Consider the following 22,486-nt stretch of genomic DNA (forward strand, 5'->3'; position numbering starts at 1 on the left):
GCTTAACGTCGCCAGCACTTGGCGACGGTATAAGCAGACGCGGCCGAGTCTAAAGACAGCGTCCCAGACTGGTTAATCTGAAAGTTTCCGCACTTATCACCCGCCATGCTTCCAGTGCGGCTTGCCCGCAATGTGTAAGTATTGGCGGAGGGCGTGCCGGTAACGGCAATAGTGTAATAGCTCGCACCACTGTTGGGGACGCGAGTCGGGTATATCGCCGGTAGGCTGCCGCTGCTATTAATATAGCGGCCGTTGACGCTGTAATAGCGCTCCAGGGCTTGGGCTGCCTCTTGTAATGCTCCTGCGGCGTCATTGCGACGGGCTTTGGCGACTGATTCTTGATAAGACGGATAGGCAATGCCGGCTAATATGCCGACTATGGCAATAACAATTAAGAGTTCGATTAAGCTAAAGCCGAGGGTGTGCTTTGATACAATGAATCGGGCGCAGCGGTCAATGAGTGTTTTTTTCATCGCAGCTGCCACCAAGATTGCCGCCCCAATTCCTTGCCGGTTCCGCGCTCTAGGGTAAGGCCAATACTTCCGCGGGAGCCGGAGGTGTATTTGTACTCTTTTTCACCGGCGCCAATAATGCCTGGTTGGGAGATTAATTGGTCAAATTTTTTGCCGCTCGGTGGGAAGAAATCGCCATTAATATTGACCATATCATCGTCATTAATTAAGCCGTCGCCATTGATGTCGAGCACGGTATTGGCGAGGCGACCGCCAGTGATGGTGTCGATTTCCATTAGGTGGCTGGTGCCACCGAAGTTGCAGGGGTCTGCTGAGGGAATCAGTGTGTTGAAAATAACGCGGCCATTGCGCAATATGGCTTGATCGGTGACCCGCTCCCCAGCGCCATTGGTGGCGTTGGGGTTTTTTAGGTCGAGAACCCAACCTTTTTTGGCGCTGTAGTTTACGGCAGTGTCCGACACTACCCGGACAGGAAACTCGGCGGTGCCGCCGCGCAGTGTGGGGGTAGCCTCGTAAATAATACTTTGCAGCTGCAAATCGCTACGTGCGCTGATTCGGCTGCCGTTGTCTCGAATACCGTAAAAGCTTTGCAGTTGTGGCGAGCTACTGACTACTGAATCGCCCTGTTCAAAATATTTGCCGGTGCCGAAGTAAATCATAATACCGCCGTCGGGGTGACGGCCAGATGTCATGGCGGCCGTGATCGCCTGCCTGTTGCCGTCAACATCTTTCGCAACGAATAATGGTGCGGGATCACTGCCGGTTTTAAACGCGGAATCCCACTGGCTGCTGTTGGTGGCGCTCAGATCAAATTTCCAAACATTTCCGCTGAGGTCGCCAGCATAGACATAGTCGGTAATGCGGTCGTTGTCAGTGTCTACGGCCAAGATGTCGCCGAGGCCGTTGTCGGCGCCATCGATTTTGGTGTCCAGCGCTGTAATCAAGGCGCCGGTATTAAGATTCACCACAAACAATTTTACGGTGTCGTCGCTATTGTAGCCGTTGCCAAAAATCGCTACCCAGTCGCCCGTGGCGAGACGAGTGAGTACTGGATTGCTCATGCTTAAGCCCAGTTTGTTAGTGGCGGTCGGCGCAGTATGAAAATCCCAAAGAATATCGTTGGTGTCGATATTGGCGGGGTCACTAACATCAATAGCAAAGACCGATCCGCCGCCGGCGCCGCTAGCACCGACTAATACAGAACGCCATGCATCGTTCCAATAGGCATCAATAACAAGGGGGGAACCGTCTACAAAGAATTTGTGCTCGTAGTCGGGCTTGGTCAATGTGTATAAGGCGCTGTACGCGCGTTTGGGAATATAGGCAAATTCTTCGGCGCCGGTATTGGCATTAAAACCGTGTAGCATACCGTCGTTGGCGCCAACAAATAGCATAGCCGGTTTGGCTTTTTTTGCGGAAAGATAGGCTGCGTAACTACTGCCTTCGGTACCGGACAAACGCGAAAACCCGTAGTTCTGGTCCCAGTGGAAATATGGGTTAGAGTGGACAATATCACCGAGCAAGTGTGAGCGAATGCGATAGTCGGGATTAGTGCCTTCTAAGCTCCTGTCGCCACGCAGCCAGTTGACTCGTCGTGGTCCCTCTATTGCCGCGTCAGCTGACGTCAGGTCGGCGGTAAGCGCTGATTTTTCAGCAGTGGCAAGGTTCGCCCAGGTGAAATTAACGGCACTGTCGGACCACGTGAGTATGTTGCGGTCACCGTGAGAGGCAATGCCATTACTGGTGTTACTGTCCCACTTTACGTCGGCTAAGGCGCCATCGCTGGCGACTTCATAGGCCAATATTTGCCCAGACCAGTCGCGGCTGTCATAACGCGCTTGAAATATTAAGGTGTCGGAATCTAAACGAGTGGAGTTGCTGGCAATAGCGGATGACGAGCCAATTGACTGGAGAATACGGGTGATTGCCGATTTTAATTTTGTGGCAATTTCTACTGGCTTACTGGCAATAAGGAGCGCGCCACGACCATTAATTGTGGCGTGCCACAGGTCGTCGATTGCGGTTGGGCTGCGGTTTTCAAATGTGGTGTGCCAGTTAGGGGGATTTGCATACGGGTCTGCCGGATTGTCTGGGTCGTACAAAATGCCACCGGTACCCAAGGTGACGGCATAAGTGAGCATATGTAAATTGGTTTTGCAGTCTAAAGCGGGTGGCCGACTTTGTCGGTTACAGGCCGCCGCCACGGGCACTTGGCCGGTGGCGAGGTCTGAACGCAAGTGATTGTCGTAATATTTCATGGCGATATCGGCCATGGTAGAACTCGCGGAGTCTTGGTAGGGCGCGCCTTTACCGCCATCTTCATTACCGACGCCACTAATGCTGCTGACATTGCTGTAGCCGTCGGTAAAGAGAATGGCGGCATTAGCTTGGCAGGCGTGGGTGATTGGAGCGCCATTATTTGAGCGCTGAAATTGCTGGCCAGCGTGATTGAGTGCTTCGCGATTGGGCGTGCCACCGCCATTCCCGCCGCGGGAATAAATGGTGTCATAAAAGCTAATGCGGTCGCTGCTATCCGCTAAGGCGTTCATGCTAACGTTGTTGCGATTGTTAATGGTAAATTCGCCAACTCGGGCGTTATTTACGTCGAAAAAAGACAAGGCCACACCGGCGCGAGTGGCTAAATGACGTTTGCGGTAATAGGAAAACCAATTAGCGAAGTTCTGCATCATGGCATTGTAGTTTGCGGTTGACGAAAAATTCGCCGATTTGATTTCGTAACCATACAGCACTGTTGTGCCGTCAGGTGCATAGCCGCTTAGTGGCGCGCTGGTGTAAGCAAAGCGGCTGGGCAGCGGTTCCGTTAAATAAAAAGTAGCGGGGTAGTAGCTCAGGGCTTCGTTGGTGGTGCTCGTGGCGGTATCGCCATTGGGTAAGCGCATTCCCGGCTGAAATCTGAATTTATGATTGTTATTGCTGTTGTTTATATTTTGCGTAAGGTCGAAGCTGGATGAGTTCTGCGTTGGGTCGCTGGGCGCGCTCGTTGCGATAATATTACTAAAAGTCGCACTGCCAGCACTAGGCCAGGGTACGTAAATGTCCTCTGGATTAAAATAGGCTTTGTTGTAATCCGGTGAGCGGGCAAAGGCAAATTGCGCGGTCGGCGGTACGGCGTAGTGGTCGTTATCACTGTCGCCGTAGACGCGATTGCCGCTGCCGGTACCGTTGGGAAAAAGATAAGTGTATTTCTTCCAGGTGCCGTTGGCGCCACCCACCTTATTAAAGTTAAGCACGCCAGCAGTGATGACATCGTCCTTATCTCGGCCGACGAAACTCTTGCTCCCGGTATGCCACCACAGCGCGCCATCGTTGGTGGGCATAAGGAGTTCTGCGTCCATGCTGCCCGAGTCGTCAATCGCCATGATGATATTTGGACTTACACCAGTAGCAAACGATAACGGGGTGTTTGCTATATTAAGTGCAGCTAAGCTCTTAGGCGAGATAGCGGTGAGCAGTATTGGGCCAATAATAAGCAGTAAACAGCGTAAGCCAGCTTTAGCGATCATGTTTAATTCTCATTTTTTTATTCGCGGCGATAAATTGTGCGCAGTACCACTATTGATCTGTCACTGACGCCAAAACCGCGTGCGGTGATGCGGTAATTGGTAATGACCTTTACGGGTTTGCCAGCGTCGAGCGCAGCAAGGGGGTCATCCAGCTGTGTAAGTTCTTCAAGGTAAAATTGTGGTGCACTGGAGACTCCACTTATACCGCTGGCAGTTCGCCAGCCGGTGGAGGCAATATCGTTCCAGTCGGGTGGAGTGCATTCAATGCCAGTTCCGCTGCATTGCTTGTATAAACCGTTGCTGCCGTTAAAGGGCCCAACAGACGTGGCCTGCAAAACTTTTTCGCCTTCGCGCAGCGCGGCTTCAGCAGCTTGGAATGCGGAATTGGTGTCTCTTGCATTACCGGCCATGCGTTCTTGCAAGGTGGTGGACTGCAGCGCGCTGGCGCAAATAATAGTGAGAATCAGCATAAAAACGAGGCTGATAAGCAGCGCGGCACCTCGCTGAAATGAGGGGTTAATTTGGCTCATGTGCTTGTCCTGTTGTCCCATAGCGGCGGCGACCCTCATGGCAGGCGATTGCGAATTGCGACGGCGGTGCGATATACCTGGCGCAGGCGTTGGTCACTGGCAACGGCGGCGCCATTGAATTCCAGATTGTTTTGCACAAACTCGCCGGAGGAGCCAACGATATTGTCATCTAGGCTGTGCATGAGTAATTCGATGCGAATACTTAGTACGGCCGCCCAGTTGCTCACGTCGGCGGCGCTGCGATAAACATCAATATTGCGGTCATCATTGGTGTCTTCACCATAGCTGATTTGCATGTTTTCAACGCCTTCGACAAGCTCGGTGGCTGCCGGGGCCGCACCGCTGCCGAGGCTGCGGGCCTGAACCCATAGCGAGTGAATGGGATTGCCCGCTGCTGTGGTGCGATTGGTGTCGCGAATAAAATAGGCCAGTGATTGAAAGCCCATGACTTCGGCATCGGTGCCGTAGATCTTGCTTAGTCGGTTTGGCGTATTGTTGTTGCTCGCGTGGGCGATGGTCACCCTACTATTATTGTTGCCGTTGCCGTTGCCGTTGCCGTTGCCGTTGCCGTTGGATACGTTTGTCGCTCTAAACAGGTCGGCGGTGATGCAGTCTGTAACAAACACAAGGTCATTAGCGCCAATACCTGCTGGGTTGGCGCTAATTTGAATATTGGCATTATCCTGATCGACGTTGCCCACTAAATTAACGGCGGGTGAGGCGGCGCGCTGAATAATAACAACGTCGGTATTTTCAACCGCATCGTAATCATTGCCGGCACTGATATTGTCTTGCCCGACCAAGACACCGGCAGCTGAAAAATTAAAGTCGCTCGGCAGGTTCTTGGCAATGATATTGACCGGAATGCGCTCTAGGTTTGGGCAACCCATATAGCCCGCCATGCGGAGATCTCGGGTAAGAAAACTCACCGCAATGCGGCCGCTCTCTTGGAGTTGTCCTGCGGCTTCTAATACGCGCTGACTGCGCTGGCTGGCGAGAGTGACCTGAATGACAGCGGCGCTTAAAAATAGCCCCAAGGTCATGGCGATCATCAGTTCAACAATGCCGAAACCGGCCTGTGCAGCTCGCGTCATAGACTTGCCCTCATAGCTCAGTTGTAAACACAAATGACTGGAGGTGGGTGCCATTGGCATCGGCCTGCCTGCTACTGCTAATACGGCTCTCGTCCCACTGTACGACGATGGTAAAAATATTGCCGCTTCGGGCGACGCTGCCATCGCCCTCGCTTAAATAGGAGGTCAGCGCATTGAACCAGTCATGTAGATCAACTTCAGCAATGGTGCTGGGCGTGCCGGTGGGTGCGTTAGCGCTAAGGGTAATATCGTAGTGGCCCGATAATGCTGCCGTGCGATTGGCACGCATGCGGTCCGCGATTTCATACGCCAACATAGTGGCGTGAGAGCGCACGTCAGATGTCTGATTAAATTTAATGGTATTGATATGAGTGGCGACGGTGCCCATGACGCCGAGGGCTGTAATCAGAAGAGCGATTAAAACTTCAATTAAACTAAAGCCATTCGAGTTTTGGCGTGTCGGCATAGCAAATTCCATTTGCAGTGTGGATACGTCGTTACATGTAAATACAGCGATCCGAGTTTGTTATGGCAGGCTACTTCCTGTACTGCCATATTGCTTGTTACAGCAGCCAATTTACTTGCTGCACTTCATACATAATGCATTTTTATTTACGTTAACGCATAAATTTTTGTAGCGCAGATTCTGGCAGAGGTTTGCGGTGCTTGTCTACCGTATGATTTCTTAGTGTGACCTTAGCCACACTTATTCGGCTCAGTATTACACAAAAGAGTCTTACGACATTCCAGAACAAGCTTATTGCTTGGCGCCTTGGTCTGTGATGTTGCGGCCAGCATAGTAATAAAAAAGGCCAATACCGGAATGGGTATTGGCCTTTGAATTTGCGCCTATTAACTATTGCAGTGCTTTTGTCCTATTTGCTTTAGTTGTGATCGGCGTCATTTATGGTATTGCTGGCAGTTGCGGGCAGAGATCATCACGAGTCACGCCGTTAACGTTTAGTACCGCACTTATTGGGTATAAAAAATGCGACTTCTGACATTTTGCCGAGGGCTCACGACGTGGACATTCGTGGGGGTCATCGTTGCTTTGCCCGGCTGGCATCGATTCTGGGTTACGCGGAGGAACGTTGCCGATAGGTGCCGGCAAGGTGCTTTGGGTTGCGCAGCGGTCATCGGGCGCGGCATCCCACGAGGCATCGAAAATGGCCAGCGCAGAACCGACGTACTGCTTGTCAATGTACTGCGCACCACTGGCAACGGTGAGGTCGTCAAGTAGCGCGTATTCCTGCTCATCGGGGTGACGGTTGGGAAACGCTAAATCTTGACGGTCAACACCTGCATGAATAGTACGTGCCATTACATCGGCGCTCCACATAGTGACCTGATGATCAGAGAAGCCAACTTGCAATAAAAGTTCGTTGTCAGGTGTATTGGGGTAGGGCGTATTGCTTGAACTGGCGGTACCCATATGGTGGGCGTAGCCGTTGTTTTCAGCGCGCTCCCAGAGCATCTCCATTAAAGAGAACACCAAACTGCGATCGAGGTCATCGTGATAGGCGAGATTTAAGGGAGTGGCGTAAATGTCAAAATCCACGCTGCGTCTCAGCAGGGTTGAATAATTCATACCCGGCACGCCCAGTACCCCGCGATTAACATCGCGAGATACCGCAACAACCGCGCCGCCCATAATGCCACCCTGGCTGTTGCCGTCGTAGTAGACTTCGTTAGTGGTAAATAATGCTTTGCCATCGCCATCTTGGAATGCAGGCTGCGCGGCAAAACCCTCGGGGTGTTTCATGGCACGGGCCAAGAACATCATGTTCAGCATGCCCTGCTGAGAGCTGTCGGTAAGTGAGGGTAGATTAGAAACATCCAGCAATATTGCGACGATGCTTGCGATATCCCCCTCGGAAAAGCCAAACCAATCGACCGCGCAGAACATCATATTATGGGCATCGGCCATGTCGGCCACATGCCCCGAGTTCACTTCGCCACGACTGCCGAGTAAACCGTGCCCGTAGAGTGAAGGCCGTGCCGGGCTAATAAGGGCCGAGTTTGGAATATTACAAATATACTTGCGGGTCATGGTGGCTTGCGGGCTAGCTCTATCGGGCAAGCCATCGCCAAACACGGATCGCGAGTCCGGTGCATCGGTGGGATTATAGAAAAAGCGATTTGGCGGTGCACTCACGGCGCGGCCGAACTCCGGTGCATCGGGATCAAGCGGCAGACAAACGTCACGCAGGTCCCCGGCAAGGTCACGCAGGTCCCGAGCAAAGGAACGACACTGGTTGTAAAGTTCTGCAAGTGCTGCGGGGTAATCCTCGCGCAAACGATTAAATAAGTCGTTGATCGCGCCGCCTTCAAGTGGCGAAGGGTCGCTCGGCATTATATAGCTAGGCACGGTAATCGTGCCTTCTATACGACGCGCGATGCGCGGGTTGGAGGAGTTAGTGTTACTGTCGACGGTAATGGTCGGCGCCTGTCCCATTTCATAGCCGGCTTGCCCCGGTAATATATTCACGGTTTCGCCCAGTGTCGCAAAGGCGTCATCACGAATATGCAATAAGCGGCCAGCGAGGCTGCGCTCGCTGGCAACGGTGAAATCCCAGGCGAGGTAGAGTTCGTCGCGATGAATATCCTGAGGCAAATAGTCAAAGACCTGGGTTTCTAATTGCGCGCAGCGGTCGTTGAGTTGCGGAAGTAGAGTGGCGTCGCCGTCGCGACACATACGAAAAGCCGGGCCAGCCGCAATGGTTTCGCCGCTATTATTTTTTAATTTGCGCAGCGCAACAATATAACGAGTGCTCTCTTCAAAGTTTTGCGCGGGGCGAATAATCAGCGCAGGCCGTGTTTCGCCTTTGGTCGGCGGCGACGGTATAGGTTGATCGGTTTCGGGTATTTTGCCCTGAACAAAAATGCCTGCGTTCAAATCAATTTCTGCCCAGATCGGATGGCGCTCGCCCGTCGCTGTATTAATGACCACTATTGGCGCGTCGCTGGCGGTGTAATCGGCCAAACGAGTAATGGGCACTGCGCCTTCAATGGGGCCGATGGGTTTGCCGCTTTGATCTTTCACAGTAGCAATATCCGGAACATAGGTCAGGATCATTTGACCGGGAGAGAAACCGTCGTTGCGGTTCCACTCAGTAGGGTCAATTGGTTTCCCTGCAACATTGCGCGGCATCGCTAAGGGATTAAAGTTTACCCGGCGGCCGGTGCCGCCCATGTCGGCTGATTGCGGCGAGCCGACTTGGGCCTGGGTGGTGTATTGATCGCTCGGGAAGGGGAATAGGCAATGTGCCGGGTCGAGTACATCACAGCCCTGTACACTGGCTTTTGCCGCTTCCAGTAACAAGGCGCTGTTGTCTGCCGACAAGGCGCCAGTGTTATTGATTAAGTTGTACAGCTGATTCACTGCAGACTGCAGTTCCTCGCCGACGAGTGGTGTTTCGCTAAGGCAGGGGCCATCGTCGGGTACGCAGACTTGGAATTCAGCTAGGCTTGGGGCTGGCGAGAATACATCGCTGGGTTTGCCTAGTTCGGGTTGCGGGTCACCATTGCTGTCGACACTGTACAAGGGCAAATCTACGGTGCCGTTGACGGTGACCGCTGCAATGCTGGCATCGCGGGAGAATGTCGCAACAAATTGCACGTGCTGACCAAAGAGCAGAAGCGCGATGCTATCGCCAGGTAGTAAACGTTCGGCAACGCCGACCAAGTCGACACTGTGCTCGCCTAAGCCACGCAGTGGCGTGAGCTGGTCGTCGATCAGTTCCCAGTTAGCGGTTCCGGCATACTTTATACCCAGGCCAGCAAAGATAATGCTGTCGCAGCCAGTGGTATTGGTGCCAAGGTCGGGGGAATCGCAATTGAATGCCGTTTCATTGATGCTTGCAGGCGCCGCAATGTTAACGTTCAAATGCGCGATACCCGCAAGAATGGTTTCGTTCAAAATCTCGCCCAATTCCACCGCTACTGGTGCCGCGCCAACACCGTTAGTGGCTGCGGCATAACCGTTTGGCACAGGAGTAGTGGTATTTATTACTCTGGTGCTGAAGTTGCTGCTAGGGGCGCTGAGATTTGGTTGCGGTGCCAATAGTGCGGTGTCGTCAAAGTAAACCGTGTCGCCGTCACCGAGCACCATGCACACATCGTCAAGGGCGACGAGGCTTTGTGCTGGACGTAATTTGCTATTAAACCATTTCAGCTCGTCTGTGCTGCAGCCAGCGCCACCAACCGGTGTTGCCGGGCCGTCTGGGGCTTGGGCGTAGGGTAGTGCGTGACCGCTGGTATGGGTGTAAAGATTTACGTCGGCACCCGCTGCGGTCAGACACTGCAGATTCCACCAAGCTTCGTTGAAGTTAAATAAGGTGTCGGGCATGCCTTGGGTGAGTAAAACGCTCACACCCCTTAGGTAATCAGCTGCAGAACCGTTGGGCAAGACCAGTGCACCTGGATCAAAACTGCCGTTGAGAATCATCGCTATGGTGTCGGCAGGGTATTGTTTGTAAGGCATGCTGGGTAGGCCAGCCGCCTGACACCAGTAGCCTAAGCCGTGAAATTGGAACCAATCGAGGGCGCTGCGCGGGAACTCATTACTTGAGACGCCCCGAGCGAGCGTTTCTTTGATAAAGGGGTCTTGCCCGCGGTTATCCGGTGTTTGGCCATTGCTCAAACCAACGCCGTAGCTCGCGCTTTCACCAAGCCCGACCAGTGCCGCCGTCCACATTGATTTAACGGTATCGCCTGGATTTAATGAATTACGCAAATCATGCCAGGTTATATCGGGTTGCAGTGCATCGAGACGTTTTTTCTCATCAACGGTGAGCAGCAGTAGTTGGTAGCCACCGCCGTAACTTCCACCCGTGGCACCGACCAGTAAATTGTCGCCACCAGCTACACTCTCGCCAGACGTTGGCCGCGCGACAAGTTCACCGCTCGCGTCATTTTTCCACGCGAGATAATCAAGGTTTTGTTCAGCCCAATCTAATATTGCGAGTAAATATTGCCCTTCAAACTCCGGGTCCATAACCCTGATGGTGCCGGAGCTGGCGCCAAAGCCTCGCTGATCAATACTGATAACCGTGTAGCCGTCGTTGCGATACTCAGCAAAACCCGACTCGCTGCGTGAGCCACCGTAGCCATGCCCTTGCAAAAGCAGAGGGTGGGCTGCAGTCGCGCGCTTGCTACAATCGAAGTTTGTTGGTTCCAGCACTTGAAAACTGACCACCTGATTAATGCCGTCATGATCCACTAGCGGCAGCTGAACGTGGTAGCTGCGATTGCCTTGCAGATTGCTCTGCTGCTCGCAAGATGCATTCTGTACCTGTGGCGGGGCGACTTCACCAATATCACCAAATACCGAACACATGCCGTCGGGAAATCCGGCGGCAAGGCACTGGCTGGCGAGCGGCGTATTGGGGTTTACTAACTCGCAGAACATAGCGGCGTCTTCGCCGCCAAACTCATGGCAGCGGTCAGCGTATTCGCGCTGCACATAGTCAACGCGGAATCCCGCCATACTAAACAAGCATTCGTTACTCGCGGGGTCCGTCTGACAGGCCGCCAGATACGGTGGTAAATAGGCTTGCGCCTCTTCTTCCCGCTCAAACAGCGGAATATAACCTTGGGTTCTCAGCAGCGGTGCGGTTAAGGGCCCTAAGGAGACAAACTCTTCGTAGCCAGTAAATGGCACACCGGCTAGCCCGCCGTCACCGGAGGCATCAAGTGCGCTGAATTCTTCTTCAGGAATAATATAACCAAAGCTGTTCTGGGTTAGTCCGAGCAGCATGGTGTGGGCGTTCGGGTTTGCCAGCGAGCGAATCCACTTACCAAAGGTCCCGGTCGCCTCACCGGGAATGGTGACAATTTCCAGTCCGGTTTCAGCATCACCTAAGGTAATGCGCGTAACGTTCGTGGTGGTATACGGGGTGGCTTGGGGTAAGTACTGGGCCTGCGCGCGGGCTTCCTCGGGCAGTTGACCATTAGTGCCGGTAAAGTCGTAATACTGGTTAAAGGCGCCAAGCAGGCCTGCGCCAACAAACAGCGGGTTTGTGACTGGCAGCAGCACTTCCTCGTTGCGAATGCTAAGGCCGTGGCTAATGCGGCGCTCTATAGGAAAACCGAGCCCACCGTCTGCGATGCCTTCACCTTTACAGTGCTGGTTGCCGTAATCGGCAGAGACATTGTCGTATTTAGGATCATTCACGCAGCCTTCACGGCGGCCTGATGAAGAAGCGTCGGCAATGGGACCATTAAAGTAAAGCGCAACGCCGCCAAGCGATTCTAAGTAATCAGTAACGCCAAGCGGATAGTCGGGATGTGGAATTCGCGGCGACTCATTGATGGAGACGGGGTGCCCATTAAATTGCATAAAATGCGCAACGGGTTCGCCACTGCTTAGCGATATTGCTTGCATCAGTGTGCCAATAACATCGGCGTCAACGTTCGGGTCAGTCTGACGTGGACGTCGATAATTGTTGAATTCCGGCAGAGCGCCGCTGCGCACAGTGAGTTCAACATCCTGTTTGCGCGAGCGCGCTTCGATCACTGCGGCAACTGCTTGCGGATATAAAACATTGTTAAGCCAGCTTTGCGGAACGCCGCCCCACAAACCTTGAAGGTCGGCACCTGCGTGACTGTGGGTTTGGCCAAAAACAATATTTGTCGATGGAATGCCGGTGGCAGCAACAATCGCTGCGCGAACATTATTTTGAATAACATTACCGGCGCCAATAGCGTCTAAGACTAAAAACACCACTTCCTGATTATTGGCGATATTTTCTGGGTCGGGCTGTTCGATAACCAACGCGCGAATCCAGGTGCTTTCTAAACACTGACTTTCGGTAAAACTGGCAGGATCGTAGCTGCTTTGGTCTTGCAGTAAACAGGGCTGCTCGGCGGCTTGTGTAAGCTGGTCGCCAGCCATGTTGAACGGGTCAGAGAAATTTTGCAGGGGGTTTAGGCCAAAGCCGCCAAGATTGAATTTTTGGGTGCGCGGGGCAGCGCCTAAGCGCTGCTCCGTTTCGCCGCTAATCTGGCTGGCGTTTGGATTGACGCGTTGTTTACTCGCGCCAACGCGCAGTGTGCTCTGCGTGGTGTCGTTGTCATAGAGCGTAATTGATGCCGTTGCGGATTCGCCAATAACAGCAAAATCAGAGGAGTCGACGTTCAGCTCAAAGGTTTCGGTACCTTCAAGTTCCTCGTCGTCAATTACATTGACCGTGACACTCGCGGTGGTATTTCCCGCTGCAATCACCGCGCTGCCGCTGCTCGCGCTATAGTCCGTTCCCGCCTGTGCGCTGCGGTCAATGGTATGAAAGCTAAATGAAATGTCGAAATCTTGGGCTGCGCTAATAGCTACCTGAATTTGAACAGTGGCGTCATTTTCACTGGCGTTAGTATTGGCGGCCGAGATGGTAGGCCGCTGGGATTCTGAACAACCGCGAATAATCTGGCCATCGTTTGCCGGTGTGTTAGCACAGCTGTCGCTGTTGTCGCCAACGCCATCACTGTCGGCATCACTGGTTTCATTTTTGTCTTCGGGGAAGGCGTCATCTTCATCGGTTACACCGTCGTTGTCATCGTCGTCGTCAGCATTGTCGCCAATGCCGTCCAGATCATTGTCTTTGCTTTCGCTCGGGTCGTAGGGGAAGGCATCGTCTTCGTCTTTAACGCCGTCATTGTCATCGTCGTCGTCAGCATTGTCGCCAATGCCGTCAAGATCATTGTCTTTGCTTTCACTCGAGTCGTAAGGGAATACATCGCTGTCGTTTGCGACGCCGTCATTGTCGATGTCGTCATCGCAGGCATCGCCAATCCCATCGTTGTCAGTATCGTTTTGCTGGGCGTTGCCAATGGTCGGGCAATTATCAGCGCCGTCTTTAATACCATCACCGTCGGTATCCGCTAGGCGCGGGTCGGTATCGGTTTCGTCTTCATCAAGGATACCGTCGCCATCAGCGTCGGCGTCGCAAGCATCGCCGCGCTCGTCGCCATCAAGATTGAGCTGGTCAGGGTTTGCGGTATTGGGACAGTTGTCTTCACTATTCACCACGCCGTCATTATCGCTGTCTTGCGCCTCGTCGACTTGGTCAATGCAGCCATTGGCGTTCACGGTGGCCCCAGTCGGGGTATTTGGGCATTGATCGTCGGCGTTATTTACACCGTCGCCATCCCTGTCGGTGCCGTTGTCGGAGTTGCTGTCATAGTCGTATTGGCCGTCGCTAATATCAGCTTCGCTGGCATCTAGGTGAGCCTTTGCCGTTTCTTTGCTTACCAGCTCGCGGTTGCCGTCGTTATTTGCACTGCGGGCAAATTCCGCTAAGGCGCTGTCGTCAAAGTTCAGAAAATCGACGGCGCCACTAAATCGTTCAGCGGCCTGCTGTGCGACGGTGCTAATGTCGATCCCGTTGCGTGGATCTTTATCGGAATCTAAGGTGATAAGAAAGCGACCGATGTTAATGCGGATCGTCTCATTGTTATTGGCTAGCTGTTTGGGGGTAATAAACACGGTGTCACCCGACGTCAGCACCGCGCCGAGGGGAATTTTTCCCAAGGTGAAACGGAGGGTTTCGCCCGCGTTAAATCGAAAACTGCCGTCAGTAGGGGTAATCGATGGGAAGAGATTATTTCGGGTGTATAGTAGGCCTTTTACCGGCCCATCAATCACGTAGCCAGTCAGGCTAGTTTGAGGTGACGTTGGACGTTCGGTGGTCGCACTACTGCCTCCGCCCCCACCACAAGCCGATAGAATCAGGCTAGAAATAAGGAATGTGAGCGGTTTAATTGTGTGCTTCATGCATACACCTCGGGCTGAGTGTAAAAGAGTCGGTTTTGTCACCACGGACGGCCAAGGGCGGGCTGGGGCGAGTTAAGGATAGTCATTTTTATTATTCGCACTTCACGTCGGGTACGGCATGGGGATGCGTACTGTTCGGTGTTCTCGGTGCATATATTGCCCGTAGTATACATTCTGGCTGGCTTGTGACAACACGAATAAGAAGCGAGACTTGGCGGCTAATGTCGCCGAATTGACGGAAAGTGATAGTAATCAATAGGCTAACGGCAAAAGTTGTTGGCGAATATTTGATCAAATTACGGTAATTTAATACTGGCTGGGCTAGAACGTATTCATGCGGAGAACTTGCGCTCTTACTCGCTTACAAGCTCCCGGGCGGTGAGATAAATCCGTAAATCAAATTCCAGTTGGTGGTAATTGGGCAGTATGTATTCACAAAGTTTGTAAAAGGCTTTGTTGTGGTCAGCTTCCTTTAAGTGGGCCAGCTCGTGGACCGCAATCATTTCTAAGAACTCCGGCGGCGCATGTTTAAACAGCGAGGCGATTCGGATTTCCCTTTTGGCTTTTAATTTTCCGCCCTGCACTCGGGACACAGCAGTGTGCAGGCCTAGGGCGCGGTGGGTAAGGTCGAGACGATTGTCGTATAAAACTTTGTCTATTTGCGGGGCGTTGCGAAGGTGGTTTTGTTTTAAGTCATTAATATATTTGTATAGGGCTTTGTCACTTTGAATGGGGTGTTGCTGCCCGTAGCGCCGCTCAATATAGGCGGCTAGGCGCCGCTCGCTAATGAGTTGGCGCACCTGATTTTGCAGCTGCTCTGAATAGCCCTGCAAATATTTTAGTGTGATGTCGCTGGCGGCTTGGTTCACAATTTTATGTTTGCCACTTTGAGTAAGTTTGGCCGGTTTGTCATGCTTAGGTACCGCAAAAAGTTTGGTGCACTTGCTGCTCAGGTTTTGCGGGCATAGCGTAGCGCGACTTAGTAGGGTCAAATTCGCCGGGTTTTGCTAATACATCGACTAGCTGATTAAAAAAGCTGAAATCGCCATTTTGTTCTGCGGCGGCAATCGCTTCTTGTACGAGATGGTTGCGGGGAATAAACACTGGATTGGCGGCAAACATCTGCGTTTGGCGCTGGGCAGGGCTTTGTGGGTCTTCGCTGATACGCTGGCGCCATTGTTGTAAGCACGGTGTAAAAGCTTCGTTAAATTCAAACAACTCGCGAACGCTGCTATTAATACAGGCGGTCTCGTTACTTAACTCTGCTAGGCGTCTAAAACACAGCGTAAAGTCCGATTTTTGTGCTTCCATAATACTTAGCAGCGTTTGAAATAAGGCGTCGTCACTGTCTTTAAACTCACTTAGCCCGAGCTTGTCTTTAATAATAGTTTGATAGGCTGTTAGAAATTGCGCAGGGAAGGCATTAATGGCTTCTTGGGCAATGGCCACGGCACGGTCGTCGTCCGCTGTGGCGCTATTGTCGAGAATCGGCAGCAGCGCTTGGGCCAATTGTATTAGGTTCCAGTGCGCGATACTGGGCTGGTTGCCATAGGCGTAGCGGCCGTTGTGGTCTATTGAGCTGAATACCGTGGCCGGGTCGTAGCTGTCCATAAACGCGCAGGGGCCGTAGTCGATGGTCTCGCCGCACAGCAGCATATTGTCGGTGTTCATTACCCCATGAATAAAGCCAATACTCTGCCATTTTGCTATTAGGCTGGCTTGGCGACTAATAATCTTATTGAGCATCGCCAGTACGGGGTTTTCGGCCTCGGCAGCGTCAGGGAAGTGACGTTGAATAAGGTAGTCGCTGAGAGTTTGCAGGGCTTCATTGTCTCGGCGCGCGGCAAAGAATTGCATGGTGCCCACGCGAATATGGCTCTGCGCCACGCGGCTGAAGACAGCGCCGGGTAAGCCTTGGTCGCGAAACACCATTTCGCCACTGGTGACGGCACCTAAGGCTCGCGTGGTTGGTACGCCCAAGGCCGCCATGGCTTCACACAGAATATATTCACGAAGCACTGGCCCCAATGGCGATTTACCGTCGCCACCGCGGGAATAAGGCGTGCGCCCTGAACCTTTAAGTTGCCAGTCGTAACGTACACCGTCAGTGCCTATTAACTCGCCAAGTAAAACCGCGCGGCCGTCGCCGAGCTGGGGATTCCAGCCGCCAAACTGATGACCTGCATAGACCGCAGCAAGACTTTGGGCGCCATCGGGAACGTGATTGCCCGCCATGGTGGCAATGCCCTCGGGGGAGGCCAGCCAGTCTGGGGAAATATTCAATTGCTCTGCTAACGCGGTGTTAATACGAATGAGGCCGGGGTTTGGCACCGAACTTGGCGCTTGCGCGGTATAGAATGGCCCAGAAAGGCGGGCGAAACTATTGTCAAACACGGGGCTGCGGGATTCGCTCATGGTATCGACCTGTATAAAAACGGTAAAACAACGGGTGTAGGCTAAGCTTTAAAGCTATTGAGTGAATTGTACCTCCAATAGCGAGGACTTACCTGTTATCCCTAAGACGGCTTTTGCGTGACCGAGAGTGTGGCCTTTAGCGAAAAACGCGACGGGAGCGTGCAGACCAAGTAAAATTGCCGCCAGCGGCCACAATGGCCCTCATCTAAGCGCTCACTCGGCGTTAAAACGACAAATATAATTGAGTGGACGCAGAATTGACTAAGGATTTGAGCATCATGCCGTGGTTTACCCGTTTGTATTTTGTGCTGTGTCGAATGTTGTCGGCGCCTTTTCTTGCTGGCGTAAAACCAAAGTTAATTCAATTTGACGAAGCGCTGTACGATCAGCTTCGCGGTAAGCCGGTGTGTTACGTACTGCGCTTGCACAGCTGGACTGATCGCTTTTTGCTTGAGCGCATCTTTAAAGCCCATGACCTGCCCCTGTTGCGCACCTCGCCGGGTAAATTGCCGGATGCCGGACGCGCCAGCTGCCTTTATTTGCCTGTTTTAGCTGGACAGCGCGGCGGTTCTCGCGGCCAGCAAACTATGGCCGGGCTAATTGAGCAGGCTGCGCAAGGCGATTATCCCTTGCAGATTGTACCAGTATCGATTTTTTGGGGGCGTAACCCCGGCAGTGAGACCTCGTTCTTTAAATTACTGCTCGGGGATGGCGAGCGCGCCGGTGCGCTGCGTAAATTGCTGATTATTATTGCCCAGCGCCGCAATGTACTGGTGCATGTCGCCCAGCCCTTAACCTTTGATAAATTTGTGGCGCGCAAGAAAGACCCCGTGGCCGCGGCGGCCATGCTGGCCCGCATGATGTCCTTTTACTTTTCGCGTCGGGCAACCGCGAGCCTTGGGCCGCGTTCACTGTCGCGCCAGCAAATTATTGATGTTGTGCTGCGTCGTCAAACAGTGAAAGACGCAATCGCTGCCGAACTCAATGGGCCAGAAGACGACGTGAGCGCCATAAAAAAGAAGGCGCGGAAAATGGCCGAAGAAGTAGCGGCCAATTACAACGACCGCATGATTCGCGCACTAGAATTGATTTTGAGTTGGGTGTTTCGTAAGATTTTTTCGGGCTTAAATATCCATCATGTTGAGCGTCTACGCGAGACCGCAAATAGTCAGCAGCTGATATATATGCCTTCTCATCGCAGCCATTTCGATTATTTGCTCATCTCTTACACGCTTTATGTGCAGGGTTTGTTGGCACCGCATATTGCCGCTGGCGTGAATTTAAATTTTTGGCCGGTGGGCGGCATGTTGCGCCGGGGCGGCGCGTTTTATATTCGCCGCAGCTTCTCTGGGCAACCGCTTTATACTGCCGTGTTTCAATCCTATTTAGATGTAATTTTGAGCCGGGGCTACCCCGTGGAATTTTTCCCCGAGGGTGGCCGTAGCCGCACTGGGCGATTATTGCCGCCCAAAAAGGGCATGTTGCGAATGACGGTAGACAGCTTTATTCAGCAGCCTGGCCGCTCGGTGGCTTTAGTTCCTATTTACATTTGCTACGACAAACTGGTGGAAAGCGCCTCCTATGTTAAAGAGCTGCGTGGCGCCGCCAAGCAAAGTGAATCGGCGGGCGGCTTGTTAAAGGCCCGCAAAATTTTTAAATCGTCTTACGGCAGCCCCCATATCGCCTTCGGTGAGCCACTAAGTCTGGATGAATGTTTTAGTCATATTGAGCCTAATTGGCGCAAGTTGAATCAGCAGGGCGACCAGAGTTTTGTGCCTGCGGTAGTCGATTATATCGCCCAAGAAAATATGGAGCGGATCAACGCGGCGGCGGTGGTGAATCCCATTGGCCTAGTGTCCATGATCTTATTATCCAGTCCTCAGCGGGCGATGGCCGAAGACGAGTTGCTTTTGCAAATAGATCATTTTATTGCACTCTTAAAACGTCTGCCGTATAGCCCAGACGTGACGCTGCCTGAAGGCAGTGCTATTGAAATATTTGAGCAGGCAGCGCGCACGGCGGGACTTTCGCGTATTGAACACCCCTGGGGGCCGATTATTACCGCGACCGGAAAAGAAGCGGTAATGTTAACCTATTACCGCAATTCAGTGATGCACGTACTGGCTTTGCCGAGTTTGATCGCACGCTTTTTCCGCCACAGTCAGACCGTTAACGAGGCCGAGTTAATTCAGGCCTGTGTTTTGCTTTACCCTTTTGTGAAACAAGAATTGTTTTTGCGTGTGAGTATTGCTGATTGTGCCGAGGCGGTTGCTGAACAAATAAATAATTTGGTCGACCTCAATTTGCTGAGTCGCAATGAGGCAGGCGGCAGCTTGAGCCGCGCCAATGTCGGCACCGAGACCTACGCCGTGTTGACCGGGCTTGGTCGTATTCTGCGGGAAACCTTTGAACGCTACACCGTAACGAGTCTGTTATTGGTACAAGAAATTTCTGACACCCCAGCACCTCGCAAAGACATTGAACAACACACCATTGAAATGGCGCAGCGCTTAGCGATACTAAGTGGCCGCGAGGCGCCGGAATATTTCGATAAAAACCTGTTTCGTGTTTATATGGACACCCTCATAAAGCAGGGCCTGTTAGTGCTTGAAGAGGGGAGTGACGAGGAGTTGCTCCGGGTAGATAAACGTCTGGAGTCTTTGTCGCAGCGCTGGGTGGCCTTGTTAGGGCCCGATGTGCAACAAAGTATGCAGCAGTTAATACGTAAGCAGACAATTCAGGGTAGTTGAGATTAAAACTTAGCCTCTCGGTGTATTTATAAAATAGGAATAAGAAAATGGCATTAGTTAGCGTTGTAATAGGTGTGATTTTACTCGAGTACATTGTGTTTGTGATGATGGTTGGAATGACCCGCGGTAAAACCGGTATTCAGGCTCCGGCCATGACCGGAGACCCAAAGTTGGAAAGAATGATTCGTGTGCAGCTAAATACCCTAGAGCAAATGGTAGTGGTGATTCCCGCGATGTGGCTATTTGCTAGCTATGTTAGTGAACCGGTAGCAGCGGGCTTAGGTGCCCTGTTTGTTCTTGGCCGTGCGCTGTATTGCCGGGGCTACCTAATGGCGGCAGAAAAACGCAGCCTAGGCTTTGGTATTGGTGGCCTGGCAACACTGGTATTAGTACTTGGTGGCCTCTATGGCAGTGTAATAGCCGCGTTAGCTAGCTGAGTTTACTGGCCTCGAGTGGCGCGATACCGCCGTGTCACTCGAGGCTTAATATGTGCTACTTTCATCGTAAAAGTCCCTTCCCAGTTTACCTACTCACTCGATAATCCATACAGACGATAGCTCGCCAATAGCGGGAGCTGCGATTATCCCTTGTTAAATGGTGCGGTTTTGATTCCGCAATAATAAAAATGACAAGTGAGACAGTTATGAGCAATTTTGTTTACCGAGTATCGGCTCTCGCGATGGCGATTGCGCTCAACTCGAGTGGCGCGCTGGCTGCAAACGATTTGGCGCTAGAAGAAATTTTGGTTACCGCCGAAAAGCGGGAAAGTTCTTTGCAGGACACCCCAATTTCAATTCTGGCATTTTCAAGTGAGCGCCTCGAGCGCTTTGGCATTAGCGATCTTGGCGACATTGCGGGCTTGGCGCCCAACGTCACCATTACACCCTTCCCCAATAGTCGCAGCTCCCTTGTGGTATTTATGCGTGGGGTTGGCAATAACGACAGCCAGTCGACTCAAGATCCCGCTGTGGGCATTTATTTAGACGGCGTTTACGTCGCGCGCAGTATTGGCTTAACCAGTGATGTTGCCGACCTTGAGCGCATTGAAGTACTGCGTGGCCCGCAAGGCACCTTATACGGCCGCAATACCACCGGCGGCGCCATCAATTTAATTACCGCAAAGCCCGGCGAAGAATTTGCCATTAGCCAGCAGTTTAGTGCGGGTAATCGCGATTACTGGCGCTTATTAAGCAAAATTGAAAGCGGAAAAGTTGGCGGCTTTTCGGCCAAGCTAAGTTACTTAGAGTCTGGCCACGACGGCTGGGTTGAGAATACCGGCGAAGGTAAAAACTTTGGCGAAGAAGAAAAACAAGCTGGCCGCGCCGCCGTGCGCTGGGATCTCAGCGAGCGAGTAAGTATTGATTACGCTTACGACTTCTCCGAAATTGACGGCCCCCAGCATTATTACCAAACCACATCCTCTACTGGCAATGCTATTCCGGCGAATGAACAGCGCAGTGACACTGGTAGTTGGGATGGCGGCGTAACACCAAGCCACACCGAAATTAGCGGTCACAGCTTTATTGTTAGCATCGATACCGGCTGGGGCGAGCTAAAGTCCATTAGCGGCTACCGTGAGCTTGCTGAAGATATTGTGCAGAATTACGGTGGCGGCTTGCCCGGCTTTAAAATTGGTGTCGACATTGAACAAGATCAGCTCTCGCAAGAGTTTCAGTTTGTCGGTGAGAGCGGCGAAAACTGGCGCTATGTCGCCGGGCTATATTACTTTAAAGAACACGGCAGCGAGCTAGAAACCGACACCGTGCCGGTGCTAATTCCCGACCCCAATCCACTCTTGCCGCCCACCTTACTCACCGTGACGCTTGAAGATCGGCAAATCTATTCAACCTCTGAGGCCTATGCTGCCTACGGTCAGCTGACTTGGTCCCCAGCGATGCTTGCGCATCGCTTAGATGTGACTTTGGGTGGACGCTACACCGTTGATAAGCGCGAAGCGCGCAAAGACAGTGCAGTGTATTTTACTGGCGGCGAACAGTCAGACAGCGAGACTTGGAGCAACTTTAACCCCAGCCTCACCCTAGACTATAACTGGACCGACGAGCTGAGTACCTTTGCTAAGGTGGTCACCGCCTATAAGTCGGGTGGTTACAATGTGCGTAGTACCGAAGACGGATTTACCCCGCCTTTTGATGAAGAGCATATGGTGTCCTACGAGTTTGGGGTCAAGTCGAGCTGGCTTAATAATCGCGTCAGCGTCAACGCCTCGGTGTTTCGCGCTGAATACGAAGACATGCAATTGCAGCAGATCACCAATAACGCCACCATCTTCCTCACCGACGTATTCAACGTAGGTGAGGCTCAGATCGACGGCTTTGAAATTGATGTCATGGCGGTGTTAATGCGCGGCCTAACCATGCAGCTGTCTTACGGCTATACCGATGCCGATTTCATCGAATATATCGACCAGCGCGGCGCTAGCCCAACCCAGGGCGAAAACGTCGCCAATCAGGCCGAAATGCCCTATGCACCAGAACACAATTACACTCTTGGCTTGGATTATGAGCGCGCGGTGGGCAGTGTATCTAGCCCCATGATGCTGAATGCGAGTATTGACTATCAATGGACCGACGAGCGCTACGGCACGGCTTTTAATGACGATATGAGCGGCTTTTTCCTCGACGATTACGGCCTAGTAAACGCACGGCTCGCGCTGTCGGATATCAGCCTCGGACGCCTTGGTCTAGAAGTCGCACTGTGGGGGCGCAACCTCGATGATCAGGAATACAAAGTGCACAGCATTAGCCTGGGCGCCTACCAAGCGGGCTATTTTGGCGAGCCCAAAAGCTATGGCATGGATATTCGCCTGAGTTTCTAATTACAGATACAACACCAATGCCAGCAGCGGCAACCATTTGTTCATGACGCAGCTGTTGGCATTCGCTTTGCATTTCCAACTGTAGTTAAATTGGCTA

11 protein-coding genes are annotated in these 22,486 nt (G+C 52.5%); 3 read left to right on the plus strand and 8 right to left on the minus strand.

Going from position 1 to position 22,486, the window contains the following annotated elements; genetic code table 11:
• Positions 1-2: 2 nt before the first annotated feature.
• The 8 genes from AZF00_RS19720 to AZF00_RS05380 all read right to left on the minus strand — a co-directional run bounded on the left by AZF00_RS19720 (position 3) and on the right by AZF00_RS05380 (position 16,803).
• Positions 3-473 carry a type IV pilin protein gene (locus AZF00_RS19720; protein ID WP_008246552.1) on the minus strand — a complete coding sequence of 157 codons (471 nt, stop codon included), beginning with the start codon at positions 471-473 and terminating at the stop codon, positions 3-5.
• Positions 470-3,997: a pilus assembly protein gene (locus tag AZF00_RS05350; RefSeq protein WP_008246553.1), complete on the minus strand. Its 3,528-nt coding sequence runs from the start codon at positions 3,995-3,997 to the stop codon at positions 470-472. Before AZF00_RS05350 ends, AZF00_RS19720 begins: the two co-directional genes overlap by 4 nt.
• Before the next feature lie 17 nt (positions 3,998-4,014).
• The gene (locus AZF00_RS05355) at positions 4,015-4,527 is read right to left on the minus strand and encodes a pilus assembly PilX family protein (RefSeq protein WP_008246555.1); all 513 of its coding nucleotides are present in this window, start codon (positions 4,525-4,527) and stop codon (positions 4,015-4,017) included.
• Positions 4,528-4,562: 35 nt separating this feature from the next.
• Positions 4,563-5,621: a PilW family protein gene (locus AZF00_RS05360; RefSeq protein ID WP_008246556.1), complete on the minus strand. Its 1,059-nt coding sequence runs from the start codon at positions 5,619-5,621 to the stop codon at positions 4,563-4,565.
• Between the two features lie 10 nt (positions 5,622-5,631).
• Positions 5,632-6,087 carry a type IV pilus modification protein PilV gene (pilV, locus tag AZF00_RS05365; protein WP_008246558.1) on the minus strand — a complete coding sequence of 152 codons (456 nt, stop codon included), beginning with the start codon at positions 6,085-6,087 and terminating at the stop codon, positions 5,632-5,634.
• A gap of 438 nt (positions 6,088-6,525) precedes the next feature.
• Positions 6,526-14,388, minus strand: a complete 7,863-nt coding sequence (locus AZF00_RS05370) for a thrombospondin type 3 repeat-containing protein (RefSeq protein WP_008246560.1) — start codon at positions 14,386-14,388, stop codon at positions 6,526-6,528.
• Positions 14,389-14,741: 353 nt separating this feature from the next.
• Positions 14,742-15,257, minus strand: coding sequence for a M48 metallopeptidase family protein (locus AZF00_RS05375; protein WP_008246562.1), 516 nt, complete (start codon positions 15,255-15,257; stop codon positions 14,742-14,744).
• A gap of 46 nt (positions 15,258-15,303) precedes the next feature.
• A complete protein-coding gene (locus tag AZF00_RS05380; RefSeq protein WP_008246563.1) occupies positions 15,304-16,803 on the minus strand; it encodes a protein adenylyltransferase SelO in 1,500 nt (499 codons plus the stop codon).
• 257 nt (positions 16,804-17,060) lie between these two features.
• Between AZF00_RS05380 and plsB the strand changes: the two genes are divergently transcribed.
• From plsB to AZF00_RS05395, 3 genes are all read left to right on the plus strand, one after another.
• Positions 17,061-19,553 carry a glycerol-3-phosphate 1-O-acyltransferase PlsB gene (gene plsB / locus AZF00_RS05385; RefSeq protein ID WP_143829302.1) on the plus strand — a complete coding sequence of 831 codons (2,493 nt, stop codon included), beginning with the start codon at positions 17,061-17,063 and terminating at the stop codon, positions 19,551-19,553.
• 47 nt (positions 19,554-19,600) lie between these two features.
• Complete coding sequence (locus AZF00_RS05390) at positions 19,601-19,990, plus strand: MAPEG family protein (protein WP_008246566.1); 390 nt, start codon at positions 19,601-19,603, stop codon at positions 19,988-19,990.
• A 206-nt stretch (positions 19,991-20,196) separates the two neighbouring features.
• Entirely contained in the window at positions 20,197-22,389 is a 2,193-nt protein-coding gene (locus AZF00_RS05395; protein ID WP_008246568.1) for a TonB-dependent receptor, read from the plus strand.
• Positions 22,390-22,486 lie beyond the last annotated feature (97 nt).

Source organism: Zhongshania aliphaticivorans (assembly GCF_001586255.1).
Lineage (GTDB): Bacteria > Pseudomonadota > Gammaproteobacteria > Pseudomonadales > Spongiibacteraceae > Spongiibacter > Spongiibacter aliphaticivorans.

Coding starts and splice junctions, on each gene's coding strand:
- AZF00_RS05380 (WP_008246563.1), bottom strand. CDS start 16,803: ATGAGCGAATCCCGCAGCCCCGTGTTTGACAATAGTTTCGCCCGCCTT.
- AZF00_RS05395 (WP_008246568.1), top strand. CDS start 20,197: ATGAGCAATTTTGTTTACCGAGTATCGGCTCTCGCGATGGCGATTGCG.
- AZF00_RS19720 (WP_008246552.1), bottom strand. CDS start 473: ATGAAAAAAACACTCATTGACCGCTGCGCCCGATTCATTGTATCAAAG.
- AZF00_RS05355 (WP_008246555.1), bottom strand. CDS start 4,527: ATGAGCCAAATTAACCCCTCATTTCAGCGAGGTGCCGCGCTGCTTATC.
- AZF00_RS05370 (WP_008246560.1), bottom strand. CDS start 14,388: ATGAAGCACACAATTAAACCGCTCACATTCCTTATTTCTAGCCTGATT.
- AZF00_RS05350 (WP_008246553.1), bottom strand. CDS start 3,997: ATGATCGCTAAAGCTGGCTTACGCTGTTTACTGCTTATTATTGGCCCA.
- pilV (WP_008246558.1), bottom strand. CDS start 6,087: ATGCCGACACGCCAAAACTCGAATGGCTTTAGTTTAATTGAAGTTTTA.
- AZF00_RS05360 (WP_008246556.1), bottom strand. CDS start 5,621: ATGACGCGAGCTGCACAGGCCGGTTTCGGCATTGTTGAACTGATGATC.
- AZF00_RS05390 (WP_008246566.1), top strand. CDS start 19,601: ATGGCATTAGTTAGCGTTGTAATAGGTGTGATTTTACTCGAGTACATT.